This is a genomic window from Pseudomonas sp. RIT-PI-q (assembly GCF_001297125.1).
Classification (GTDB): Bacteria; Pseudomonadota; Gammaproteobacteria; order Pseudomonadales; family Pseudomonadaceae; genus Aquipseudomonas.
In genome coordinates, this window is record NZ_LHPC01000028.1 from 349,332 (window position 1) to 367,470 (window position 18,139).

Genomic DNA, 18,139 nt, shown 5'->3' on the forward strand with positions numbered 1-18,139 from the left:
ATCCTTAATCTCCCGCATTCAACGGCTAGCATCCTGCCCCACTGCTAGACTCGAAACATTAATGTGAGACTTACGTATGGCGCCAGACCGCTTCCACTTTTTGATCACGGCCCTGCTACTGACATGTGTTTCAGTACCGGCAGCCTACGCCGATTCGCTGGAAGCCGCGCTGGTCAAAGCGGCTCCTGATGCCAACGCCAAGGTAATCGCTTTGGCCGTCCGCGCCTCCCAGTGCACCCGGGCCCAAGGTGCGGCCCCTGCTCAAAGACTAGCAGTGATCGATTATTCATTGCCTTCGACCGAACAACGCCTCTGGGTGTTCGACCTTAAAAAGCGCAAGTTGTTGTTTCACGAACTGGTAGCCCACGGTCGCAACAGCGGCGAGAACATGGCGGTCAAGTTCTCCAATCAGAACGAAAGTTTTGCCACCAGCCTCGGTTTGTACCGCACCCAGTCGAGCTATGTCGGACAGAACGGCTACTCCTTGCGCATGGAAGGATTGGAGCCGGGTTTCAACGACAACGCTTTCGAGCGCGCAATCGTTATTCATGGCGCGCCCTATGTCAGCCCGGTGCTGGCACGGGCGAACGGCCGAATTGGCAGAAGCCTGGGTTGCCCGGCTGTACGCCCGGCGATTGCCCATAAGCTGATCGACTCGATGAAAGATGGGCAGTTGTTGTTTTCGTACTATCCGGATCAACGTTGGTTGAAGTCGTCTTCGTTTGTTAATTGTGGCGGGGCCCCCCGGGCGGGCGCCTCGGGATCGAGCAAAAGCTGATTTGTAAAAACGCGACCCCTCGCGGGCGCCCCCCCCTGCCTTCCCGTGCTTTCCCCCCGCGGCCCATCCCCGCCCCCACCCCCTTACAAAAACCCGATAACAATGAAAAACATAAAAAGCACGATGATGCTCGGTGGCTTATTCGCTCTTTCATTTGGCGTTCAGGCCCAGGAAGGCCCTTCGCATCTCGACTCCGTCATGCAACAAGGCCAATTGCGCGTTTGTACGACGGGCGACTACAAGCCCTATACCTACAAAGCCGAGGACGGCGAATATTCAGGGATCGACATAGCCATGGCCCGCTCGCTGGCCGACAGTCTGGGCGTCAAGATTGAGTGGGTGCAGACCACCTGGAAAACCTTGATGCCGGACATGCTGGCGGGTAAATGCGACATCGGCATGGGCGGAATCTCGGTCACGCTGGAGCGCCAGAAAAAAGCCTTCTTCAGCACCACGCTGGACGTCGATGGCAAGATCCCGCTGGTGCGCTGTGAAAATCAGGCGCTGTACCAGACCCTCGAACAGATCAACCAGCCTTCGGTACGCCTGGTTGAACCGGCGGGAGGGACTAACGAGGCGTTTGTTCACGCCTTACTGCCCAAGGCGCAATTGCAGCTGCACGATAACGTGAGCATTTTTCAGGAGCTGCTGGACAACAAAGCTGACGTGATGATTACCGATGCGTCGGAGGCGCTCTACCAGCAGAAACTCAAACCGGGTTTGTGCGCGGTTAATCCGACTCAGTACATGCAGTACGGCGAAAAAGCCTACCTGCTGCCCCGAGACGACACCACCTGGAAGTTATATGTGGATCAGTGGCTGCACTTGGCCAAAGTGACGGGTCATTACCAGAAAGTTCTGGGTCAGTGGATAGCCACGCCCGAGACCAAATAACGCACCCCATGTCGCAGCTGGCGAAGCCTGCGTCCGGCTGCGAAGCAGTCGTAAAATCAAAACTCAACGGCGGACCTACTTCCGCCGCGGCATCACACTTTAATCGTGCAGTAAACCTGAGCTGTACTCACTGAAGCTGCTACCGATTGCACTCCCGCCAAAGTTCAGCTTGTTGGCGTTGTTAGATGTATGGCCATCAAACGATTGGCAGTCTTCTGAATAGCAACTGCTGGTGCTCACACCCGAACAGGCGCTCAACAGCACAGCACCGGCGATCAGCGCGACTTTGATGAGGTTCGAGATCATTTTTCGGTTTCCTGTGGGCGGGAAGCGTGGTGATACGACCTTGGGTCATGTGATCCTATGCCACGGGAGAGCCAGACAGTATGAAACCTTGCTGAGCGACAGCATTGGTTCAGGAACTGCGTATTCTTGAAGGGCCTTCAATCAATCCCACCCACCCCACCCGCAGAATCCCAGCCGCCGCGCCGCAGGACTCGCCGCCACTCCACCGGCGCAATCCTGATAAACTCCCCAACCTCCTAGCCGCACATCCTCTTTTGAAACGCCAATGCCCCCAATCACCGCCATACCCGCCCCGCTCTCTCGCCGCTTCTCCGTCGCACCTATGATGGATTGGACTGACCGTCATTGCCGTTTTTTCCTACGCCTGCTGTCGAAAAACGCCCTGCTCTACACAGAAATGGTCACCACCGGCGCGCTTCTTAACGGCGACCACGACCGCTTCCTGCGTCACAACGAAGCCGAACACCCGCTCGCCCTGCAACTCGGCGGCAGTGTTCCGCTGGACCTGGCCGCGTGCGCGCGCATGGCTCAGGAGCATGGCTACGATGAGGTCAATCTGAATGTCGGCTGCCCGAGTGATCGGGTGCAGAACAATATGATCGGTGCGTGCCTGATGGGGCATCCGCAGTTGGTGGCCGATTGTGTGAAGGCGATGCGGGATGCGGTGTCGATACCGGTGACGGTAAAGCATCGGATCGGGATCAATGGGCGAGACAGTTACGAGGAGTTGTGTGATTTCGTCGGCACGGTACGGGATGCCGGGTGCACGAGTTTTACGGTGCATGCGCGGATTGCGATTCTGGAGGGGTTATCGCCGAAGGAAAACCGGGACATTCCGCCTCTGCGCTATGACGTGGCCGCGCGGCTGAAGACGGATTTTCCTGAGCTGGAAATCATTCTGAACGGCGGAATCAAGACGCTGGAAGCCTGTCACGAGCATTTGCAGACGTTTGACGGTGTGATGCTGGGCCGTGAGGCGTATCACAACCCTTATGTGATGGCCGAGGTGGATCAGCAGTTGTTCGGCAGCTCGGCGCCGGTGATCAGCCGCGCCGAGGCGCTGGCGCAGTTGCGTCCTTATATAGCGGCGCATATCGCTGCGGGTGGTTCGATGCACCATATCACCCGACACGTGCTTGGACTGGGCACCGGGTTTCCGGGGGCGCGCAAGTTTCGGCAGTTGTTGTCGGTGGATATTCACAAGGCTAAAGAGCCTTTGGCTTTGCTGGATCAAGCAGCGGAGTTGCTTGAGGGGCGTTAACGGTTAGCCGCTTTTCCTGTGACCAGGCTGCATGTCCCGCAGCCTGGTGCCAGTGTCAAAGTGCTGCTGCCTCGGTCCAGTTAACCCAACCGAATACCCACGTTGCCAGAATCAACAAGCCGAAGCCGATCCGATACCAGGCAAACACGGCGTAACTGTGGCTGGCGATAAACTTGAGCAAACCGCGCACAGCGATCATGGCGAAAAAGAACGCCGTCACGAAACCCAGTGCAAACACTGGCAGGTCACCGGCCTGGAACAGATCCCGATACTTATAGCCTGAATACACTGCGGCACCGACCATGGTCGGCATCGCCAGAAAGAACGAAAACTCCGTGGCAGCCTTACGCGACAGACCAAACAACAACCCACCAATAATTGTCGATCCAGATCGAGAGGTGCCCGGAATCATCGCCAGGCATTGTGCAAAACCGACCTTAAGGGCGTCGGTCCAGCGCATATCGTCAACATGGTCGACGCACACCACATGTTCGCGCTTTTCCGCCCACAACATGATGATGCCACCCACCACTAATGCCACCGCGACAGTAATCGGATTAAACAGATACTCATGGATCTTATCGGCGAACAACACACCCAAGACCACTGCTGGAAGAAAACCGATTAATAGATTCAAGGTAAAACGTTGTGCATTGCGTTGGGTCGGTAAGCCGGTAACGATCTCGAGGATCTTGCGACGGAACTCCCAGACAACCGCCAGGATTGCGCCCAATTGAATGATGATGTTAAAGGCCATGGCTCGCTCGCCGCCGAAGCTGAGCAAGTCCGCGACAATGATCTGGTGCCCTGTACTTGATATAGGCAAAAACTCTGTCAGACCTTCGACCATCCCTAAAATCAACACTGTTATGGTTGTCCAAAGATCCATTAATCCCCCTCATCGATAAATACCAACGCGTCGACCTCGCTCTAATTCAACGCCAACACGAGAGTAAAGCGCATTAGCCCGCTTAATAAAACTCAATGTTATGAAATGTCCATGACCTGCACTACCAACATCAGCGTTAGATAACAGTTAATATTGGATAGTGTCGAGCCAAACAAGAGCCAAAATTCGCGCTTAAAACAACATTGTCCTACAGCTTCATGGAACCCGATCAAAAAAAATCAAGCAGCGGAAACTTTAACGACATGCACGGTCATATTGATCCGAAAAAGCGGGACATCGGGGCGATAGATGGCACAATGCTATGCCATGTCAGCCCAGGAGATTGCCGTAGATCATTCGGCATCTTGAACCACAGGAGAGCAAACGATCACGTCAGAATCGCCAGCAATGTTAAAAAAAACGCGACGACAGCCTGAAAAATCAGTGAAATGTTACCAATTGTCAGTCACAAATGAGAATTGGTGCTTTAACATTCAAATGCCAGCACCCATCCGAGTCAAAGCATGATGCTTACAGGGAAATTAACGACTACAGGCCACAGCAACGCGAAGGAGGAGACAGGTATTCTCACCATTGGGCGGACCCATACGCTAGCTGAGGGCTTTAGGGAATTAGTCGCAAGCCACGTAGGCAAGGATATTGCCGTTGATGCAATGTGCTACAGCAACTCATTCAAAAGAAACAAGAATCCTAATACATACCGTGCCATTTTTATCGTAATCGACAGCCCACAAGCGTTTGCTGAAAGCCTCACCTTGGTAGAAAGTATTCGCGCCGATAATCTGGCGTCAATAATTTTCATAGCCATCACCGGTAGAGGCACTTACAACAAGATGAAATATTATCTTGCCGGGGCCGACTACTGTATTAATTGCGACACTTTTGCAGACGACAATACTGACGTACTGTCCGAGTTTTTTAACAGCCCAGAATGGCAAAAAAAGCATAACTTGCTCTTGGACCCCACTCGCATGTGTCTGATTGGCGACTATAAAAAACTGGACGTCTCGTTTGCAGAAATGAAAATTCTTGAGGCTTTTTCTCAAACAAAAAACCAAATATTGAGCCATGACGAAATCGCCAGGATCATGGGGCTGAATGTAAATTTTTATGACCCAAGGGCCTTGGAAAAGTCGATCAGTCGCCTTCGTGGCAAAATAAAAGGCATGTATGGCACCAACGCCATTCAAAGTATTCGTGGGCATGGATATCGTTTAATCAGGGGTCTGATCTCGACAACCTGATTCTTAATGTGGAAGGGAGTTTCTGTATTATGAACGCAACAGGGAGCGTGCCACTCTACGATCACGCAGAGTATTACCTGTCTCGCCAATTGATCCTCACTCGGGATGACTGCCCGTTTGGCAGCGAGATCAGAATACATTTTGACGGCTCCGCTTCTGCGCCCTGCGCGCCAGCGGCGTTTCAGATGAGTGGGATCTACAGTGAAGTGCTGATGCAAACCAGGTTGATTGCCTTCTCGCTAAAAGATCGCAACACCACCATCGGCAATAAATACCTGAGCCGTAGATTTGTTTGCGTAGGACAGTCCGATCTCGCCGACTCTGCGCTCACAGAAGAGTTGATACAGTCTGGCGCTGCTCTGCGTGAGCTTGGCCAGACACTGGTTATCGCGCTCAATGAACTGCCCCTCTCGGCAGTCAGTTTTGCAGATAAAAAGAAAATTCTTCATAACGTGTATCTATTGAAAGATCACGGCATAGAAATCGCGTTCGACGACTACAACATCGACGATGAAAGTATCGAGATCTTTACAACCTTGAATTTATTCGACTATATAAAGATTTCTATTTCCTCTCTAGACTTGAGCCTCAAGCTCAGCGGCAATCCAGAGTTATTCAATCGTCTCCATGAACGCATGACCATGCTCACTCACAACACAAAAGTCTCCTTTATAGCGGACAGAGTCGAGCATGCTGCTAGCCATATACTGGCACGCGCGCTGCCCTTTGAATACTTCCAAGGGAGTCATTACTCCCCTGCCGACAACCTTTAAACTAATCACCAGGCGTGCACTGAAGGAGAGAGACATGGAAAGCAGTACAACCCTCCCCAGAAAATATTTTGTTGTTGTTACTCACAGTCCGGCACTGCAACTTGAGCTTGAGGAATTACTTTCCAGCAAGCGCTATAACTCATTCGGCACATCCCAGGCAAAAATGTTTGTGGAAGGTGTTACCCCACACTCTTCCGCCCCCAAGCTGATGGAGTTTATTTTTCCGCATGTAGACAGAATGCTCCCTCCTGTTATCCAGCATGATACACAGCGAATACTGTCGACATTCGAATCCGAGTGGCAAGCTGCTCAGTGCGACACACTTGCAGATGACTCCAGGGATGACACCAGGGACTCCATACCCAAGGGCGCCAAACCGCATTACCCTTATAATGAAGCCTGGCGACTGAGTAATGGCAGCGGTGCTTTGGTCAAGGATGACGTTGAGGTTGTGTTGACGGGCCTTGAGGCCACACTGGTTGAAAAAATGCTCCACCATGACGATCGTGTCGTCAGTAAAGACGACCTTATCCGGAGCATCGGTAGAGAACCCGAACACTATCGGGGCCTGGAAATGTGCCTGAGTCGCCTACAAGAAAAGTTCAAGAGCGCCAGTAATGGCGAGCGTCTTTTCCGAGCGGTCAGGAATCGTGGTTATTGCCTGATACAAAAAATCGTCCGAGTAAAAAGCCTTACCTGACTCAATGGAATGATCGTCCTGGTAGTGCACAACAAAAATAAAAACGCACTCAACCATCTTATCCTTCTGCCTCCCCCTCACCGCCCCCCCTGTTCTCTCCCCCCACAAACCAACCTAAATGATCGACTATTTATAACGCCATCCAGACCCCTTGTATAACAGCCACATACACTAATCGCTCGTTAAAAGTCGTCAGATAACACGCCCCCCAATAAATTAATCTATTCACTGATGAGAGCGCCGCTCGTTGGCGTTTCGCTCGTCAATGCACCGCCATCTTATAAAAATAATAATTTTTGCATCATCAAATTTGGCTGTTGTCTGCCAACACGCGAATGGACGTATTTTGGGGATATCGCATGGTTAACAATCTTCGTATCAATCGAAATACCCCCCTCAAAGGACTGACTTTCTGGGGACAATGGGCACTTGGAATGGGCTTTGTCGTAGCCTTGTTATATCTATTGGTTTATTACCAGACAGGCACGGTAGAGTTTTATTATCGAGTGTGTGCAATTCTAACTGTACTGGCATCGGTTCCCGCCTATTCATGGTGTGGCGTCTATGCAAAGAAGGATAATTTCCTGGTAGGGCTGGGACGATTGTTGATGGGCTGGTTAATGACATTGGCAGCGCTAGCAATAGTCGCCTTTATCTGTAAGGCCAATGAGCTGTTTTCTCGTCAAATCATCCTGGTATGGGCTACTTGCAGCTACATCGGCCAGGCGCTGTTGTACGTCCCGCTGCATGGTTTTTCGAAATACTACCAACGGTCACTTCAAAGTGAGCGAAAAACGCTGATCGTAGGCACTGGCGAGCTGGCATTGGGATTGGCTAACAAGCTTCGTACCCTCGAGCACTTCCCCTTGGTCGGCCTGGTAAGTTCCGACACGACTCCCTTGCTCGAGAAGGGCGCGCCACCTGTCGTAGGTCCGCAGGAGGAGTTGCTGGAACTGATCAAGGCTCATGACATCCGACGCCTGTACATCACACTGCCCCTAAGTGAAGCGGCAAAAATCGAAGCCATGTATGTCGACTTGCTGGATGCCAACGTCGATGTTGTCTGGGTTCCGGACTTGAACAGTCTGACGCTGCTCAATCACTCGGTCAGTGATGTCGACGGCCTTCCAGCGATCTACTTGAATGAAAGCCCGTTGACCAGCCAGCCCACTGCCGCATTGAGTAAAAGCCTGCTCGATAAAAGCGTGGCACTGATGGCCATTATTCTTCTTAGCCCGTTACTGCTGGTGATTGGCCTGGCCGTCAAACTCACCTCCCACGGTCCGGTTTTCTTCAAGCAGGATCGTCACGGGTGGAACGGGAAGGTCATCAAAGTCTGGAAGTTTCGTTCGATGCGTGTGCATGACGATCACGAAGTCAAGCAGGCCAGTCGTAACGACTCGCGGATAACTCCGATCGGACGCTTCATTCGTCGCACTTCAATCGACGAGTTGCCGCAGTTGTTCAATGTCTTGCAAGGCCATATGGCGCTGGTCGGGCCACGTCCTCATGCCGTTGCGCACAATGACTATTACTCCGGCAAGATTCTCGCTTACATGGCTCGTCACCGAATCAAACCGGGGATTACCGGGCTGGCTCAAATCAACGGGTGTCGTGGCGAGACAGACACCATCGACAAGATGCAGAAGCGCGTCGAAATCGACCTTAAGTACATCAATAACTGGTCGTTGTGGCTGGATCTGAAAATCCTGGTGAAGACGCCCTTCACCTTGCTGTCGAAAGACATTTATTGACGGCAACGACTCTAGTTGATTGCGCGCCAGCAGGTTAATAAGGGGACGAAAGTCCCCTTTGCGCTTGGTCTGGCGCCAACTCAAGACTTTCAACTCGCCAAGTAAGGAAGACTCGGATGATCGCGAGTAAACAATATGCCAATCCCGCCTGGTATCTGATTCACTGCAAAGCCAAGCAGGATGAGCGCGCCGAGGAAAATCTGCAGCGTCAAGGTTACCAATGCTATCGCCCGACTTATCGGCGCGAGCGCCTTCTGCGGGGCAAGCGACAAACGCTTTGCGAGTCGCTGTTTCCCGGCTATCTGTTTATCCAGCTCAGCGGGCACGACAACTGGGCGCCATTACGTTCAACGCGAGGTGTATTGAGGACAGTCAGTTTTGGCGGTCAGCCGGTGGCGATTGCCGATGAAGTGATCGGGCATCTTCAACTACGCGAACGCGAACCATCGGCACAACCGCTGCTGACACAGGGCGACCTGGTGCGTATCAATGAGGGGACTTTTGCAGAGCTGGAAGCGCTGTTTCTGGCGATGGATGGTGATGAGCGGGTTGTACTGCTGATGAACTTTCTGCAACGCGAGCAGCGCGTCAACCTGCCACTGTCGAGTATCACCAGGCTTTAGGAATACCAGGGCGCCGTGTGGAAGTTGCCGAGCACAAGCAAACTTCAAGTGGCGCCCCGCTTAATACCCCTTCCTCCTCGCGCTCCCTTTCTGACTGACCACTCAGCGACCTACAGGGCTTGCTCGCCCTGCAGGTCGCCAGCTCTTACTCCGTGATCTTCTCAAAGTTGCGATAGAACAGATCACTGTCGCGGCTATCCGTCATGCTGTGCAGCGAATAACTACGATTGAGTCTTGCACCACCGTCCCGGGTCAAAGGCGCCCAGACGATATTGGCGCGACGCATCGTCGACACGCTCATCAATTCGTCGAACGGGATGGAGATGTAGATGCCTTTGTCGAAACTACCTTCGCCATACTCCTCTTTAGTCGCCGTGGTTAGCGTGACCCAGCCACCGAATCGCACACCGTTGCGGAATTCACGTGACAGGTCGACCGTGGTGCCCCAGTCGCGAGCCAGGTAGCGTCCAACACTAACGGCCGCCTGGGCATCGAATGGCAAGTCGGTATAGCCAGTGATGTGGCCAGTAACGGTCGAGTAGTCGCGCAGACCAAATCCCTGATCAAAGTTACGCTGGCGAACAAAGTTCAGATCGGCACCTACAGACCAGCGCTGACCTGCCGGGCGAAAGAGCACCTCACTGCCGACACCGGCAAACATGGACTCCAGATAGCCACCGTAAACCATGCCGTACCAGTCTTTATCCAACTGCTTGGCGTGGTTGAGCTGGAACGTCGGCATGGTGACGTCAGAGGTCGTCAAATACTCGCGCAGATCGGTACGCACCCGAGGTAATCCACTCGGCGCGTCGTAAGTGAACTTGTCATAGTTATTCAACAAGTTGACGCTCAGCAAACCGCTCCACCAGGTATTACGAGTGAAGCGATACTCAGCGTCGGCATCGGCAGTGACCTGATAGAGCAACCCATCGGGACCACCGATGTTCTGCTTGTAGCCCAGACCAAGACCATAAGAGAAGGGATCTCGCGCCCCGGTATAGAGCGTGGTTTCAGTGTGTGGTACTGCAGCGTTGACCTCGGTGGCGCGATGTAAGTCTTGAAGAGGCTCTTGGTTTTTGACCACTTCGCGAAAGGTTTCGCGCGGAACACTGGTTTCTTCCAGCGGCATGTCGTATCGCTTGTTGACCAAGGTAAACCAGTCGATATCGTCGTTGACGCTATTGTCCAGAATCCGGCTGGCCCGTCCCACGGCTTTTGCCGAATAAAAGTAACGCGACTGCTCACCGTACACCAACAACTCAGAGCCTCGCTGAGTGATGCGCTCCACTTTATAGCCGGCATTGTTCTGCAGGCGCTGGGACACATTGGCCCAATTGACCTGATCCGGGGGGGTGACAGGCGCCTGGGCCGGAAGAGGTTCCGCTGGCGGGGCATAGGTCTTTGGCGGGGGCTTGCGGCCGGCAAAGTTAGTGTGCAGCGTGATACCGAACATGGCGGGATTGCCACGCTCCCAGGCAGCACTGAGGTCAACTGAGTCAGTCAGTTTGAAGACTGCGCCGATGTTGATGGGTGAGTCTTGCTTGATCGCATTGTCGAAGGGTTCGTTTTTATAGTCATTGCCTTCGTATTCGGCTTTCAAACTGAGCGGCGCCCAAGGTGTTTGATAGGCGACACCTCCGAACAAGGATGGCGATCCTCTAAAGTAATTCGCATTGAAGTCGCCTGTCCCTTCGCTGGCTGGTCGCGTATCAAAACGGTCATCGACCCACCCAAGCGGGTTATCGAAATCGCCCCTATTCCCCATGTAACCCCAAGCGATACCGGCGCTGAAGTCAAAATTTCCAAAGCGTTTGTTGGCTACAAAATACTCGCTGGAAAATAACCCTGTACCACCGATGTCCTGAAAACCCAACGCCACTTGAGGAAGCCAATGGCTTTCCTGCCACAAGCGAATTTTGCCGTCGACCGCCTTGTCTTTGTAGCTTTGGCTGCCGCTGAGGGATTCGGGGCCGTATGGTCGATTGGTAATGGCGGTATAGCGAAACGAGCCCTCAAGCCATTCAAAGGGTTGTAGCGAAAGACTGTAACGAGTGTAGGGGCTGGTGCGATTGGCATTGATACTCAACTCGCCGGCAGGCGCCATGCGAGCAGTGGGCGTTTGTAACAAACCCACGCCCCCGAAATCATTCTGGGTATAACGTGGTTCTCCATGAGCCAAACCACAAGGCAACAACAGGACCGCTGCAAAACGTAACTTCAAGGGGCCACCTCAGCCACAGGTTGAGTGGCGAGGAATTCGGCCAACTGCTGATTTAGTTCGGGGGTCGGTGGGTCAAGATCATCGTTCTTGATCGGCACGAGGATTTTACTGCCCGCAGCGGGCCAATAGCCCTCTTCCCGATTCCACAATGCGACGCCAATTCGCCGGGTGTGACCATCGGGCTGGATAACCCACAGATAGTCCATCTCTGCATCGGACGAGGCCTGACAGGATTGCAGGTAGTCACGGGCTTCCTGCATCGCGCGATAAGGCAGCCGGCAAGGTTTCACAACAGCGCCCAGCACCTCCACGGAGTCGGGGCGAAGTGGATAGACAAGACGGTCACCATCGGCAATATGATCGTTAAGCGCAAATCCGACCTCTACGGCAACAGGATCAAGTACCGCGACCTTGCGTCCGGTTACCGGAAACTGACTTACCTCTTCAAAGAGGCGGTCTGCCAACGCAGCCCGGGCAGGCTTGTTAAATAGTAAGGCGCCACGCTGCAGGACTTTCAAATCGAACAATACCCCGACTTTCAGCCGGCGCTGTTCTTCCAGCAAAGGCTGGCGCAACCATGCCGCACCCAACCAATAACTCTCGGCATTGGGTTGCGCAGCAGCAATAACATCCAGCAAACGCGCTCCTGGCTGGATCTTGAACTGACCAGGGCTGCGAACGTCACCACTGACAGTCACGTCGGCATGACTCATGCCTGACCCGGCTAATAACAAGCCGGCAATCACTATATTCAGACGCTTCAATTAATAGCTCCCTGTGCAGAACGCAACTGAATGACCTTCAGGGAAATTTGAGGCGTTAGATGCTGCTCGCTCTGAATGACGAAACCATCATGTGGTCTGATCCAATAACGATTAACTGCATGGAAATCTATTTCAGGTGCATCAATGCGCTCATCGACACGGAGCAAGGCGTAAGTCTTATCCATCACCTTGATGTCCTCGACGCCCTCTTTGGTAAACCGGCTGTACACGGCAATACCCACGCGATAACCGTCATAGATATCGATCCAGCGCGTGCTGCTATAGCCGTCAGGCAGCAGATGAAGTCCACGCTTGAACGGGGACTCACCCTCCCAGCGAGTACCATCAAGGTTGATTCCCAGGCCAACGCTGCGCACGATCAAACCGTCGCGCATCAACAACACCTGCTTACCTGAGGCAACCCAGAATTGCAGGTCGCCACGCTGACGAATCATCGCCATGACGCCCTCGCTGGAGGACGTGGTGACTTTGATCTGAGGAAAGGGAACAGCGTCCAGCTGGGCCTGGGTCAACTCCAAAGAGTCGGGCCCAACCGCGGACGCTTTAAGCGTATCGAAAGAGGCTTTCATCAGTGGATTGCACCCACACAACATGAAAGCCATCGCCCAGTAGGCGCTGCTGCGCAAAATATTCACGGGTAGATTTTGCCCTTATCTGCTGCCGGCTTCGCTCATGTCATTTCTTGCGGCAGCGCCTATGCCGACGATGGATGCAGACGGAACCAACTGGCTGATAAAGCGATTCCAGCGAGTAACATTGGCAGGCCCGACATAAACCACGTCCTGCGCTTGCACATCAAAACGGGTGGCCAAGGCCATGGCAGACGGCGAGTTGGCTTCCAACTGGAAAATCTTCGCCGGTTCCTTGTCGATGTTTTCGACGCCGCGGATGACATAAACGGCATTGCCGTTAGAGGTCGTCTGGTTCAAGCCACCCACCGTACCCAGCACATCGGACAAGTTCATGGTTTTGGTTTTGAAGCTCAATGCCCGTGGCTGAACAACCTCGCCCATGACATAGATCCGCTTGCGGTCGTTGTAGGGCAGATACAACTGGTCGCCAGCCTTGAGGTAGACATTGGGCAATTGTGAGTTGTCCTGGCGGTTTAGCGAGTCCAGGTCCAACTTATATTGGCGACCATCACGAGTAAGGGTCAGGTTCGAAAGGTCAGCATTGGTAGGATCGATGCCAGCAGCACCAACAGCTTCAACGACGCTCAGAGGTGTAGTGGTAAGTGGTTGCTGCCCGGCTCTGATGACGGCACCAGAAACAACGATTTTCTGGCTGGCGAACCGCAATACGCTAACGTCTACTTGAGGGCTGTCGATAAATTGAGTGAGTCGCTCAGCAATGTAGGCACGTAGCTCCTCAATCGTTTTGCCAGCCGCAGCTATATTTCCCACATAGGGGTAAAAGAGATTGCCGTCCGGCCGCACAAGACGCCCGTTCGCATCGATTTGCTGCTGAGGACCGGAAGGAGCTGTTAGCTCGGGATGGTCCCAAACCGTAATAAACAGCAGATCATTTGCACCAATCCGATAACTTTGTGGCGAATAGCGCAGAAGCTCTGCAGGAATGACATCATCTACTTGATTCGCAGCATCCATGGCGATCAATTTAGGTGTAATTTGAATTAGCTCAACACGACTGCTCTCAGGTGTTCCTTCACGAACGATTTGACTGGTGTCCATATGTTGACCTGGGGAAAACATACAGCCTTGCAAAGTAATACTTGCCAGTATGGCAACAGAAAGATTTCGAATCATATTGGCACTACGCTAGTTGAGAGCACATCCAAAAAAACAAGGCCACCCAGGTAGCCCTGTGTGACCTTGTCCAAACACTGCCGGTAATGTTATCTAGTAGTACCCGTAGTACCAGTAGTACCGGTAGTACCTGTAGTACCACCATTAGAACTTCCGCCACTGTTGGACGCGGCTACCACACCCGCAACCACCGCAGCGCCGATCAACAAACTTGTACCTACAGTGACCGAACCGACCACCGGAGTATCAAGAGTCAACGGTTCTTCTGCCGCCATTGCCGAGGAACTCAAAAGACCCACCAGCGCGACAGCAAATAACTTTTTCATATCAGACTCCTTCTCGATATACAGGATTTGATACTAAGTACCAAGAAGCGAAAGAATGAACAGACCTCGACAAATAAACCTCAAATGACTTTGCCCATTCCCCTTTACCTTCTGTAGATCATGTCACTGACAGATCATCTATGCCACTGATTGCGCGTGGCGCGACCGTCCGCTCGGACCATAGATAATGGACATAGTGTTTTTAACATCTGTAGATTTATCTAATAAACTCAGCGGGTTCAGAGGCTTTCCGGTGCACGGCGCCGGATGGAAACAGCCTGAGTTTCCGCGAAAGATGTTATTAATGGTCGGCTTTACATTCGGGATTCTTAGCGATCAAGCGCTTCGACGTTCCCCTAACTGCTGAAGAACTGCCTGGAGCTCTTGCACCCAACTTCTGGGTGACAAACCGTGTACGTCCGCCAGCTTCTCACAGTCCAGCACCGACCACGCAGGCCGCTTGGCTGGAGTTGGATAATCAGCGGTGGTGATTGCCTTTAGCTCCGGGGACTTTTCCAGCAGACCAAGGCTAACAGCCTGGGTGAATATCTCGTTGGCAAAGTCATGCCAGCTGCACGCAGGGACACCACTGTAGTGATATACCCCCCAGCCCAGACGACCTTCCTGCTGAAAAATTACAGCCAATGCCCACAGCGTATCGGCAATGCTACCTGCAGAGGTGGGCCCCCCGTGCTGGTCAGCGACGACAGATAAAGTGTCCCGATCACTTCCAAGACGAAGCATGGTCTTGACGAAGTTGTTTCCGTGCGCACCAAACACCCAACTGGTGCGCAGCACCAAATGCCGAGAACATTGCGCCTGCAGTTGCTTCTCCCCAGCCAACTTGCTCAAACCGTATACACCGGTAGGACGGGTAACGTCATCGGGCGTGTATGGCTTATCGCCCTCCCCGCTAAACACGTAATCGGTGGAGATATGCAGGAGCGGAATGCCCAGGCTTTCCGCAGCAGTCGCGAGCAATCCCACCCCGTGCGAGTTAACAGCATAGGCACGGTCTGCATCAGACTCAGCCTTGTCCACCGCTGTATACGCCGCTGCGTTGATGACCAGTTCAGGCTTGATCGCATCAAACACAGCCTGGATCTGCTCAGCGTTGCCAATGTCCAGCTCTTGCGAACCATAACCGAACACTGAAAAACCCAAAGGCGCTCGCTGGAGCAGCTCGAATCCGACTTGGCCATGCGCACCGGTAACAAGAACACGCATATTCATTGCCCGCCCAGTAGAGCTCGCAAGCTCGGGTTACGCAGGTCTTTTTCCGAAAGTTTGGGTGTTTCTACTGGCCATGGAATATTCACATCAGGGTCATTCCAGATGAGACCGCCCTCTTCTTCCGGGTAGTACAAATCGGTGCATTTATACTGAAAATCCGCGATATCACTCAATACACAGAATCCATGGGCGTAACCCGGTGGAATCCAGAGTTGAAGATGATTATCCGCCGTCAGCTCAACGCCTACGAACTCTCCGCAGGTTGGAGACGCAGGGTTAATATCAACCGCCACATCGTAGACAGCACCTCGAGTCACCCGGACTAATTTGCCTTGGGGCCGATTCCGCTGAAAATGCAAACCGCGCAACACTCCATACTGAGACCGCGAGTGATTGTCCTGAACAAACGGCAATTCAATTCCGGCGTCTCGATAGCGCGGCTCCTGATAACACTCAACGAAAAAGCCGCGCTCATCGCCAAACACCTTAGGCTCAATAATCAGAACGCCGGGCAGAGGGGTCTGGATGACATTCATTTCGAAGGCCTCGTTGACAGCAGACCCGCCAGGTATTGGCCGTAACCGGTTTTGTGCAGCGCAGTAGCCTGCTTATCCAGGTCTGCAGCACTTAACCATCCTTGGTTATAACCAACCTCTTCCAGACACGCGACTTTCAACCCCTGACGCGCCTCGATCGTCTGAACGAAATGCCCGGCTTCCATCAGCGAATCATGAGTCCCGGTGTCCAGCCAAGCAAACCCGCGCCCTAATACGCTAACGTGCAAATCGCCGCGCTGCAGATAAGTGTTGTTGATATCGGTAATTTCGAGCTCGCCGCGATGGGACGGTTTTACATTCTTCGCGATCTGCACCACATCGTTATCGTAGAAATAGAGGCCTGTCACTGCGTAATTGGATTTTGGCCGTTTGGGCTTTTCTTCAATAGAAATAGCCTTTCCGTGATCATCAAACTCCACTACCCCAAAACGCTCTGGGTCAGCAACATGATAGCCAAATACCGTCGCACCGGATTGGCGTTGCGCTGCCTCCAACAGATTGCCGCTAAAGCCATAGCCGTAGAAAATATTGTCGCCTAGTACCAACGCGACATTGCTATCACCGATGAATTTTTCCCCAATAATAAATGCCTGGGCTAAACCATCGGGTGTAGGTTGTTCAGCATAGCTGAGTTCGATACCGAAAGAAGAACCATCACCCAATAGCTTCTCGAAATTAGGCAGATCCTCCGGAGTGGAAATAATTAATATTTCCCGGATACCGGCAAGCATCAACACCGACAATGGGTAATAAATCATTGGTTTATCGTAGACGGGTAGCAACTGTTTGGATACACCACGCGTGATGGGGTGCAAACGGGTGCCAGACCCACCCGCAAGAATAATACCTTTCATTGAAAGCTCCAAGAAATGAGAGAGATGTACTTAGCCACTAACTACATCTAAAGATGCGCCCAGGCGATCAAGACGGTAATCTCCACTTAGTACATGTTCCCACCAATGTCGATTGTCCAGATACCACATCACTGTCTTGCGGATACCGGTTTCGAAGCTTTCTTCGGGGACCCAACCAAGTTCATTTTTAATTTTACTGGCGTCTATAGCGTAGCGACGGTCATGACCAGACCTGTCCTGTACAAACGTGATTAGCTCTCTGTAGGAGGAGATATTCATGCTCTCAGAAGTTGAACCCGGCGGAACCAGTTCATCTAACAGGTCACAAATAGTTTCGACTACTTCCAAATTACGTTTCTCATTATGCCCGCCTACATTATATGTTTCGCCGACACCCCCTCGGCGAAGCACTTCGACCAACGCCCGAGCGTGGTCTTCGACGTAAAGCCAGTCCCGTACCTGCGATCCATCGCCATAGATCGGTAGTGACTTGCCGTGCAAGGCATTTAAGATAACGTGAGGTATAAGCTTCTCAGGAAAATGAAATGGCCCGTAATTATTAGAACAGTTGGTGACGACCACGGGTAAACCATAGGTTCTGTGCCATGCACGCACCAAATGGTCAGACGCTGCTTTCGATGCAGAATAGGGAGAGCTTGGCGAATAAGGTGTCGATTCGGTAAACAGATCGTCAGTCCCGACCAAATCTCCAAAAACCTCATCGGTAGATATATGATGAAAACGGAAACTCTCCTGACGTTCCACGTCAAGATTGCGCCAATAGTTCCTGGAAACCTCAAGTAGCGTGTAAGTGCCGACAATATTGGTTTGAATGAATGACGATGGTTCATCAATAGACCGGTCAACATGCGACTCAGCAGCGAGATGCATAACAGCATCGGGCTTGAACGTATTGAATACATTCTGAATCCCCGCTCTGTCACAGATATCGACTTTGAAGAACTGATAATTTGGCGAATGACTAACAGATGCAAGGGACTCTGTATTTCCTGCATATGTCAATTTATCAACATTCGCCACTACATTATTTTCGGATTGCAGCAAATGACGTACGACGGCGGAACCGATGAATCCGGCACCACCAGTAACCAAGATACGTTGTTTCATGGATTCTCATCCCGATAAACTTTTGA

Annotated in this window: 19 protein-coding genes; 8 read left to right on the top strand and 11 right to left on the bottom strand. The window is 52.4% G+C overall.

Annotated features, from left to right (window positions below):
• The first annotated feature begins 76 nt into the window (after positions 1–76).
• Both AEQ67_RS14230 and AEQ67_RS14235 read left to right on the top strand, forming a co-directional pair.
• The gene (locus AEQ67_RS14230; protein ID WP_059404473.1) at positions 77–778 is read left to right on the top strand and encodes a murein L,D-transpeptidase catalytic domain family protein; all 702 of its coding nucleotides are present in this window, start codon (positions 77–79) and stop codon (positions 776–778) included.
• Positions 779–880: 102 nt separating this feature from the next.
• Entirely contained in the window at positions 881–1,672 is a 792-nt protein-coding gene (locus AEQ67_RS14235) for a transporter substrate-binding domain-containing protein (RefSeq protein ID WP_059404474.1), read from the top strand.
• A gap of 99 nt (positions 1,673–1,771) precedes the next feature.
• Here the strand turns inward: AEQ67_RS14235 and AEQ67_RS14240 are convergent, their stop codons facing one another.
• The gene (locus tag AEQ67_RS14240; RefSeq protein ID WP_059404475.1) at positions 1,772–1,978 is read right to left on the bottom strand and encodes a hypothetical protein; all 207 of its coding nucleotides are present in this window, start codon (positions 1,976–1,978) and stop codon (positions 1,772–1,774) included.
• A gap of 265 nt (positions 1,979–2,243) precedes the next feature.
• Between AEQ67_RS14240 and dusA the strand changes: the two genes are divergently transcribed.
• Entirely contained in the window at positions 2,244–3,239 is a 996-nt protein-coding gene (gene dusA, locus AEQ67_RS14245; protein WP_082377842.1) for a tRNA dihydrouridine(20/20a) synthase DusA, read from the top strand.
• A gap of 55 nt (positions 3,240–3,294) precedes the next feature.
• Here dusA and AEQ67_RS14250 read toward each other — a convergent pair whose 3' ends face one another.
• Positions 3,295–4,128 carry an undecaprenyl-diphosphate phosphatase gene (locus AEQ67_RS14250; protein WP_059404477.1) on the bottom strand — a complete coding sequence of 278 codons (834 nt, stop codon included), beginning with the start codon at positions 4,126–4,128 and terminating at the stop codon, positions 3,295–3,297.
• A gap of 524 nt (positions 4,129–4,652) precedes the next feature.
• Between AEQ67_RS14250 and AEQ67_RS14255 the strand changes: the two genes are divergently transcribed.
• The 5 genes from AEQ67_RS14255 (at position 4,653) to rfaH (ending at position 9,243) form a co-directional block, all read left to right on the top strand.
• A complete protein-coding gene (locus AEQ67_RS14255) occupies positions 4,653–5,393 on the top strand; it encodes a winged helix-turn-helix domain-containing protein (RefSeq protein WP_059404478.1) in 741 nt (246 codons plus the stop codon).
• A gap of 29 nt (positions 5,394–5,422) precedes the next feature.
• Positions 5,423–6,166, top strand: a complete 744-nt coding sequence (locus tag AEQ67_RS14260) for an EAL domain-containing protein (RefSeq protein ID WP_059404479.1) — start codon at positions 5,423–5,425, stop codon at positions 6,164–6,166.
• A gap of 34 nt (positions 6,167–6,200) precedes the next feature.
• On the top strand, positions 6,201–6,866 hold the full coding sequence (locus AEQ67_RS14265) for a winged helix-turn-helix domain-containing protein (RefSeq protein ID WP_059404480.1): 666 nt from the start codon (positions 6,201–6,203) through the stop codon (positions 6,864–6,866).
• A 359-nt stretch (positions 6,867–7,225) separates the two neighbouring features.
• Positions 7,226–8,620 (top strand): undecaprenyl-phosphate glucose phosphotransferase, encoded by a 1,395-nt coding sequence (locus AEQ67_RS14270; RefSeq protein ID WP_059404481.1) that lies wholly within the window; start codon positions 7,226–7,228, stop codon positions 8,618–8,620.
• 116 nt (positions 8,621–8,736) lie between these two features.
• Positions 8,737–9,243 (top strand): transcription/translation regulatory transformer protein RfaH, encoded by a 507-nt coding sequence (gene rfaH, locus AEQ67_RS14275; protein ID WP_059404482.1) that lies wholly within the window; start codon positions 8,737–8,739, stop codon positions 9,241–9,243.
• A 145-nt stretch (positions 9,244–9,388) separates the two neighbouring features.
• Here rfaH and AEQ67_RS14280 read toward each other — a convergent pair whose 3' ends face one another.
• The 9 genes from AEQ67_RS14280 to rfbB all read right to left on the bottom strand — a co-directional run bounded on the left by AEQ67_RS14280 (position 9,389) and on the right by rfbB (position 18,113).
• Entirely contained in the window at positions 9,389–11,464 is a 2,076-nt protein-coding gene (locus AEQ67_RS14280; protein ID WP_059404483.1) for a YjbH domain-containing protein, read from the bottom strand.
• Positions 11,461–12,177, bottom strand: a complete 717-nt coding sequence (locus tag AEQ67_RS14285) for a capsule biosynthesis GfcC family protein (RefSeq protein WP_442965638.1) — start codon at positions 12,175–12,177, stop codon at positions 11,461–11,463. The genes AEQ67_RS14280 and AEQ67_RS14285 overlap by 4 nt, the downstream gene beginning before the upstream one ends.
• Before the next feature lie 47 nt (positions 12,178–12,224).
• Entirely contained in the window at positions 12,225–12,884 is a 660-nt protein-coding gene (locus tag AEQ67_RS14290; protein ID WP_442965635.1) for a YjbF family lipoprotein, read from the bottom strand.
• A gap of 15 nt (positions 12,885–12,899) precedes the next feature.
• Positions 12,900–14,015, bottom strand: a complete 1,116-nt coding sequence (locus AEQ67_RS14295) for a polysaccharide biosynthesis/export family protein (protein WP_082377843.1) — start codon at positions 14,013–14,015, stop codon at positions 12,900–12,902.
• An 89-nt stretch (positions 14,016–14,104) separates the two neighbouring features.
• Positions 14,105–14,341, bottom strand: coding sequence for a hypothetical protein (locus AEQ67_RS33810; RefSeq protein WP_082377844.1), 237 nt, complete (start codon positions 14,339–14,341; stop codon positions 14,105–14,107).
• A 336-nt stretch (positions 14,342–14,677) separates the two neighbouring features.
• Positions 14,678–15,523, bottom strand: coding sequence for a dTDP-4-dehydrorhamnose reductase (gene rfbD, locus AEQ67_RS14300; protein ID WP_442965639.1), 846 nt, complete (start codon positions 15,521–15,523; stop codon positions 14,678–14,680).
• Between the two features lie 47 nt (positions 15,524–15,570).
• A complete protein-coding gene (gene rfbC, locus AEQ67_RS14305) occupies positions 15,571–16,110 on the bottom strand; it encodes a dTDP-4-dehydrorhamnose 3,5-epimerase (protein ID WP_059404487.1) in 540 nt (179 codons plus the stop codon).
• Positions 16,107–16,985, bottom strand: coding sequence for a glucose-1-phosphate thymidylyltransferase RfbA (gene rfbA, locus AEQ67_RS14310; RefSeq protein ID WP_059404488.1), 879 nt, complete (start codon positions 16,983–16,985; stop codon positions 16,107–16,109). The genes rfbC and rfbA overlap by 4 nt, the downstream gene beginning before the upstream one ends.
• A 30-nt stretch (positions 16,986–17,015) precedes the next feature.
• A complete protein-coding gene (gene rfbB / locus AEQ67_RS33815) occupies positions 17,016–18,113 on the bottom strand; it encodes a dTDP-glucose 4,6-dehydratase (RefSeq protein ID WP_082377845.1) in 1,098 nt (365 codons plus the stop codon).
• Between the last annotated feature and the right edge of the window lie 26 nt (positions 18,114–18,139).

Excerpts from the sequence above, each read along its gene's own strand:
- AEQ67_RS14240 (WP_059404475.1), bottom strand. The coding sequence starts at position 1,978 with ATGATCTCGAACCTCATCAAAGTCGCGCTGATCGCCGGTGCTGTGCTG.
- AEQ67_RS14265 (WP_059404480.1), top strand. The coding sequence starts at position 6,201 with ATGGAAAGCAGTACAACCCTCCCCAGAAAATATTTTGTTGTTGTTACT.
- AEQ67_RS14250 (WP_059404477.1), bottom strand. The coding sequence starts at position 4,128 with ATGGATCTTTGGACAACCATAACAGTGTTGATTTTAGGGATGGTCGAA.
- AEQ67_RS14295 (WP_082377843.1), bottom strand. The coding sequence starts at position 14,015 with ATGATTCGAAATCTTTCTGTTGCCATACTGGCAAGTATTACTTTGCAA.
- dusA (WP_082377842.1), top strand. The coding sequence starts at position 2,244 with ATGCCCCCAATCACCGCCATACCCGCCCCGCTCTCTCGCCGCTTCTCC.
- rfaH (WP_059404482.1), top strand. The coding sequence starts at position 8,737 with ATGATCGCGAGTAAACAATATGCCAATCCCGCCTGGTATCTGATTCAC.
- AEQ67_RS14285 (WP_442965638.1), bottom strand. The coding sequence starts at position 12,177 with ATGAGTCATGCCGACGTGACTGTCAGTGGTGACGTTCGCAGCCCTGGT.
- AEQ67_RS14260 (WP_059404479.1), top strand. The coding sequence starts at position 5,423 with ATGAACGCAACAGGGAGCGTGCCACTCTACGATCACGCAGAGTATTAC.
- AEQ67_RS33810 (WP_082377844.1), bottom strand. The coding sequence starts at position 14,341 with ATGAAAAAGTTATTTGCTGTCGCGCTGGTGGGTCTTTTGAGTTCCTCG.
- rfbB (WP_082377845.1), bottom strand. The coding sequence starts at position 18,113 with ATGAAACAACGTATCTTGGTTACTGGTGGTGCCGGATTCATCGGTTCC.
- AEQ67_RS14270 (WP_059404481.1), top strand. The coding sequence starts at position 7,226 with ATGGTTAACAATCTTCGTATCAATCGAAATACCCCCCTCAAAGGACTG.
- rfbA (WP_059404488.1), bottom strand. The coding sequence starts at position 16,985 with ATGAAAGGTATTATTCTTGCGGGTGGGTCTGGCACCCGTTTGCACCCC.
- AEQ67_RS14235 (WP_059404474.1), top strand. The coding sequence starts at position 881 with ATGAAAAACATAAAAAGCACGATGATGCTCGGTGGCTTATTCGCTCTT.
- rfbC (WP_059404487.1), bottom strand. The coding sequence starts at position 16,110 with ATGAATGTCATCCAGACCCCTCTGCCCGGCGTTCTGATTATTGAGCCT.
- AEQ67_RS14255 (WP_059404478.1), top strand. The coding sequence starts at position 4,653 with ATGATGCTTACAGGGAAATTAACGACTACAGGCCACAGCAACGCGAAG.
- AEQ67_RS14230 (WP_059404473.1), top strand. The coding sequence starts at position 77 with ATGGCGCCAGACCGCTTCCACTTTTTGATCACGGCCCTGCTACTGACA.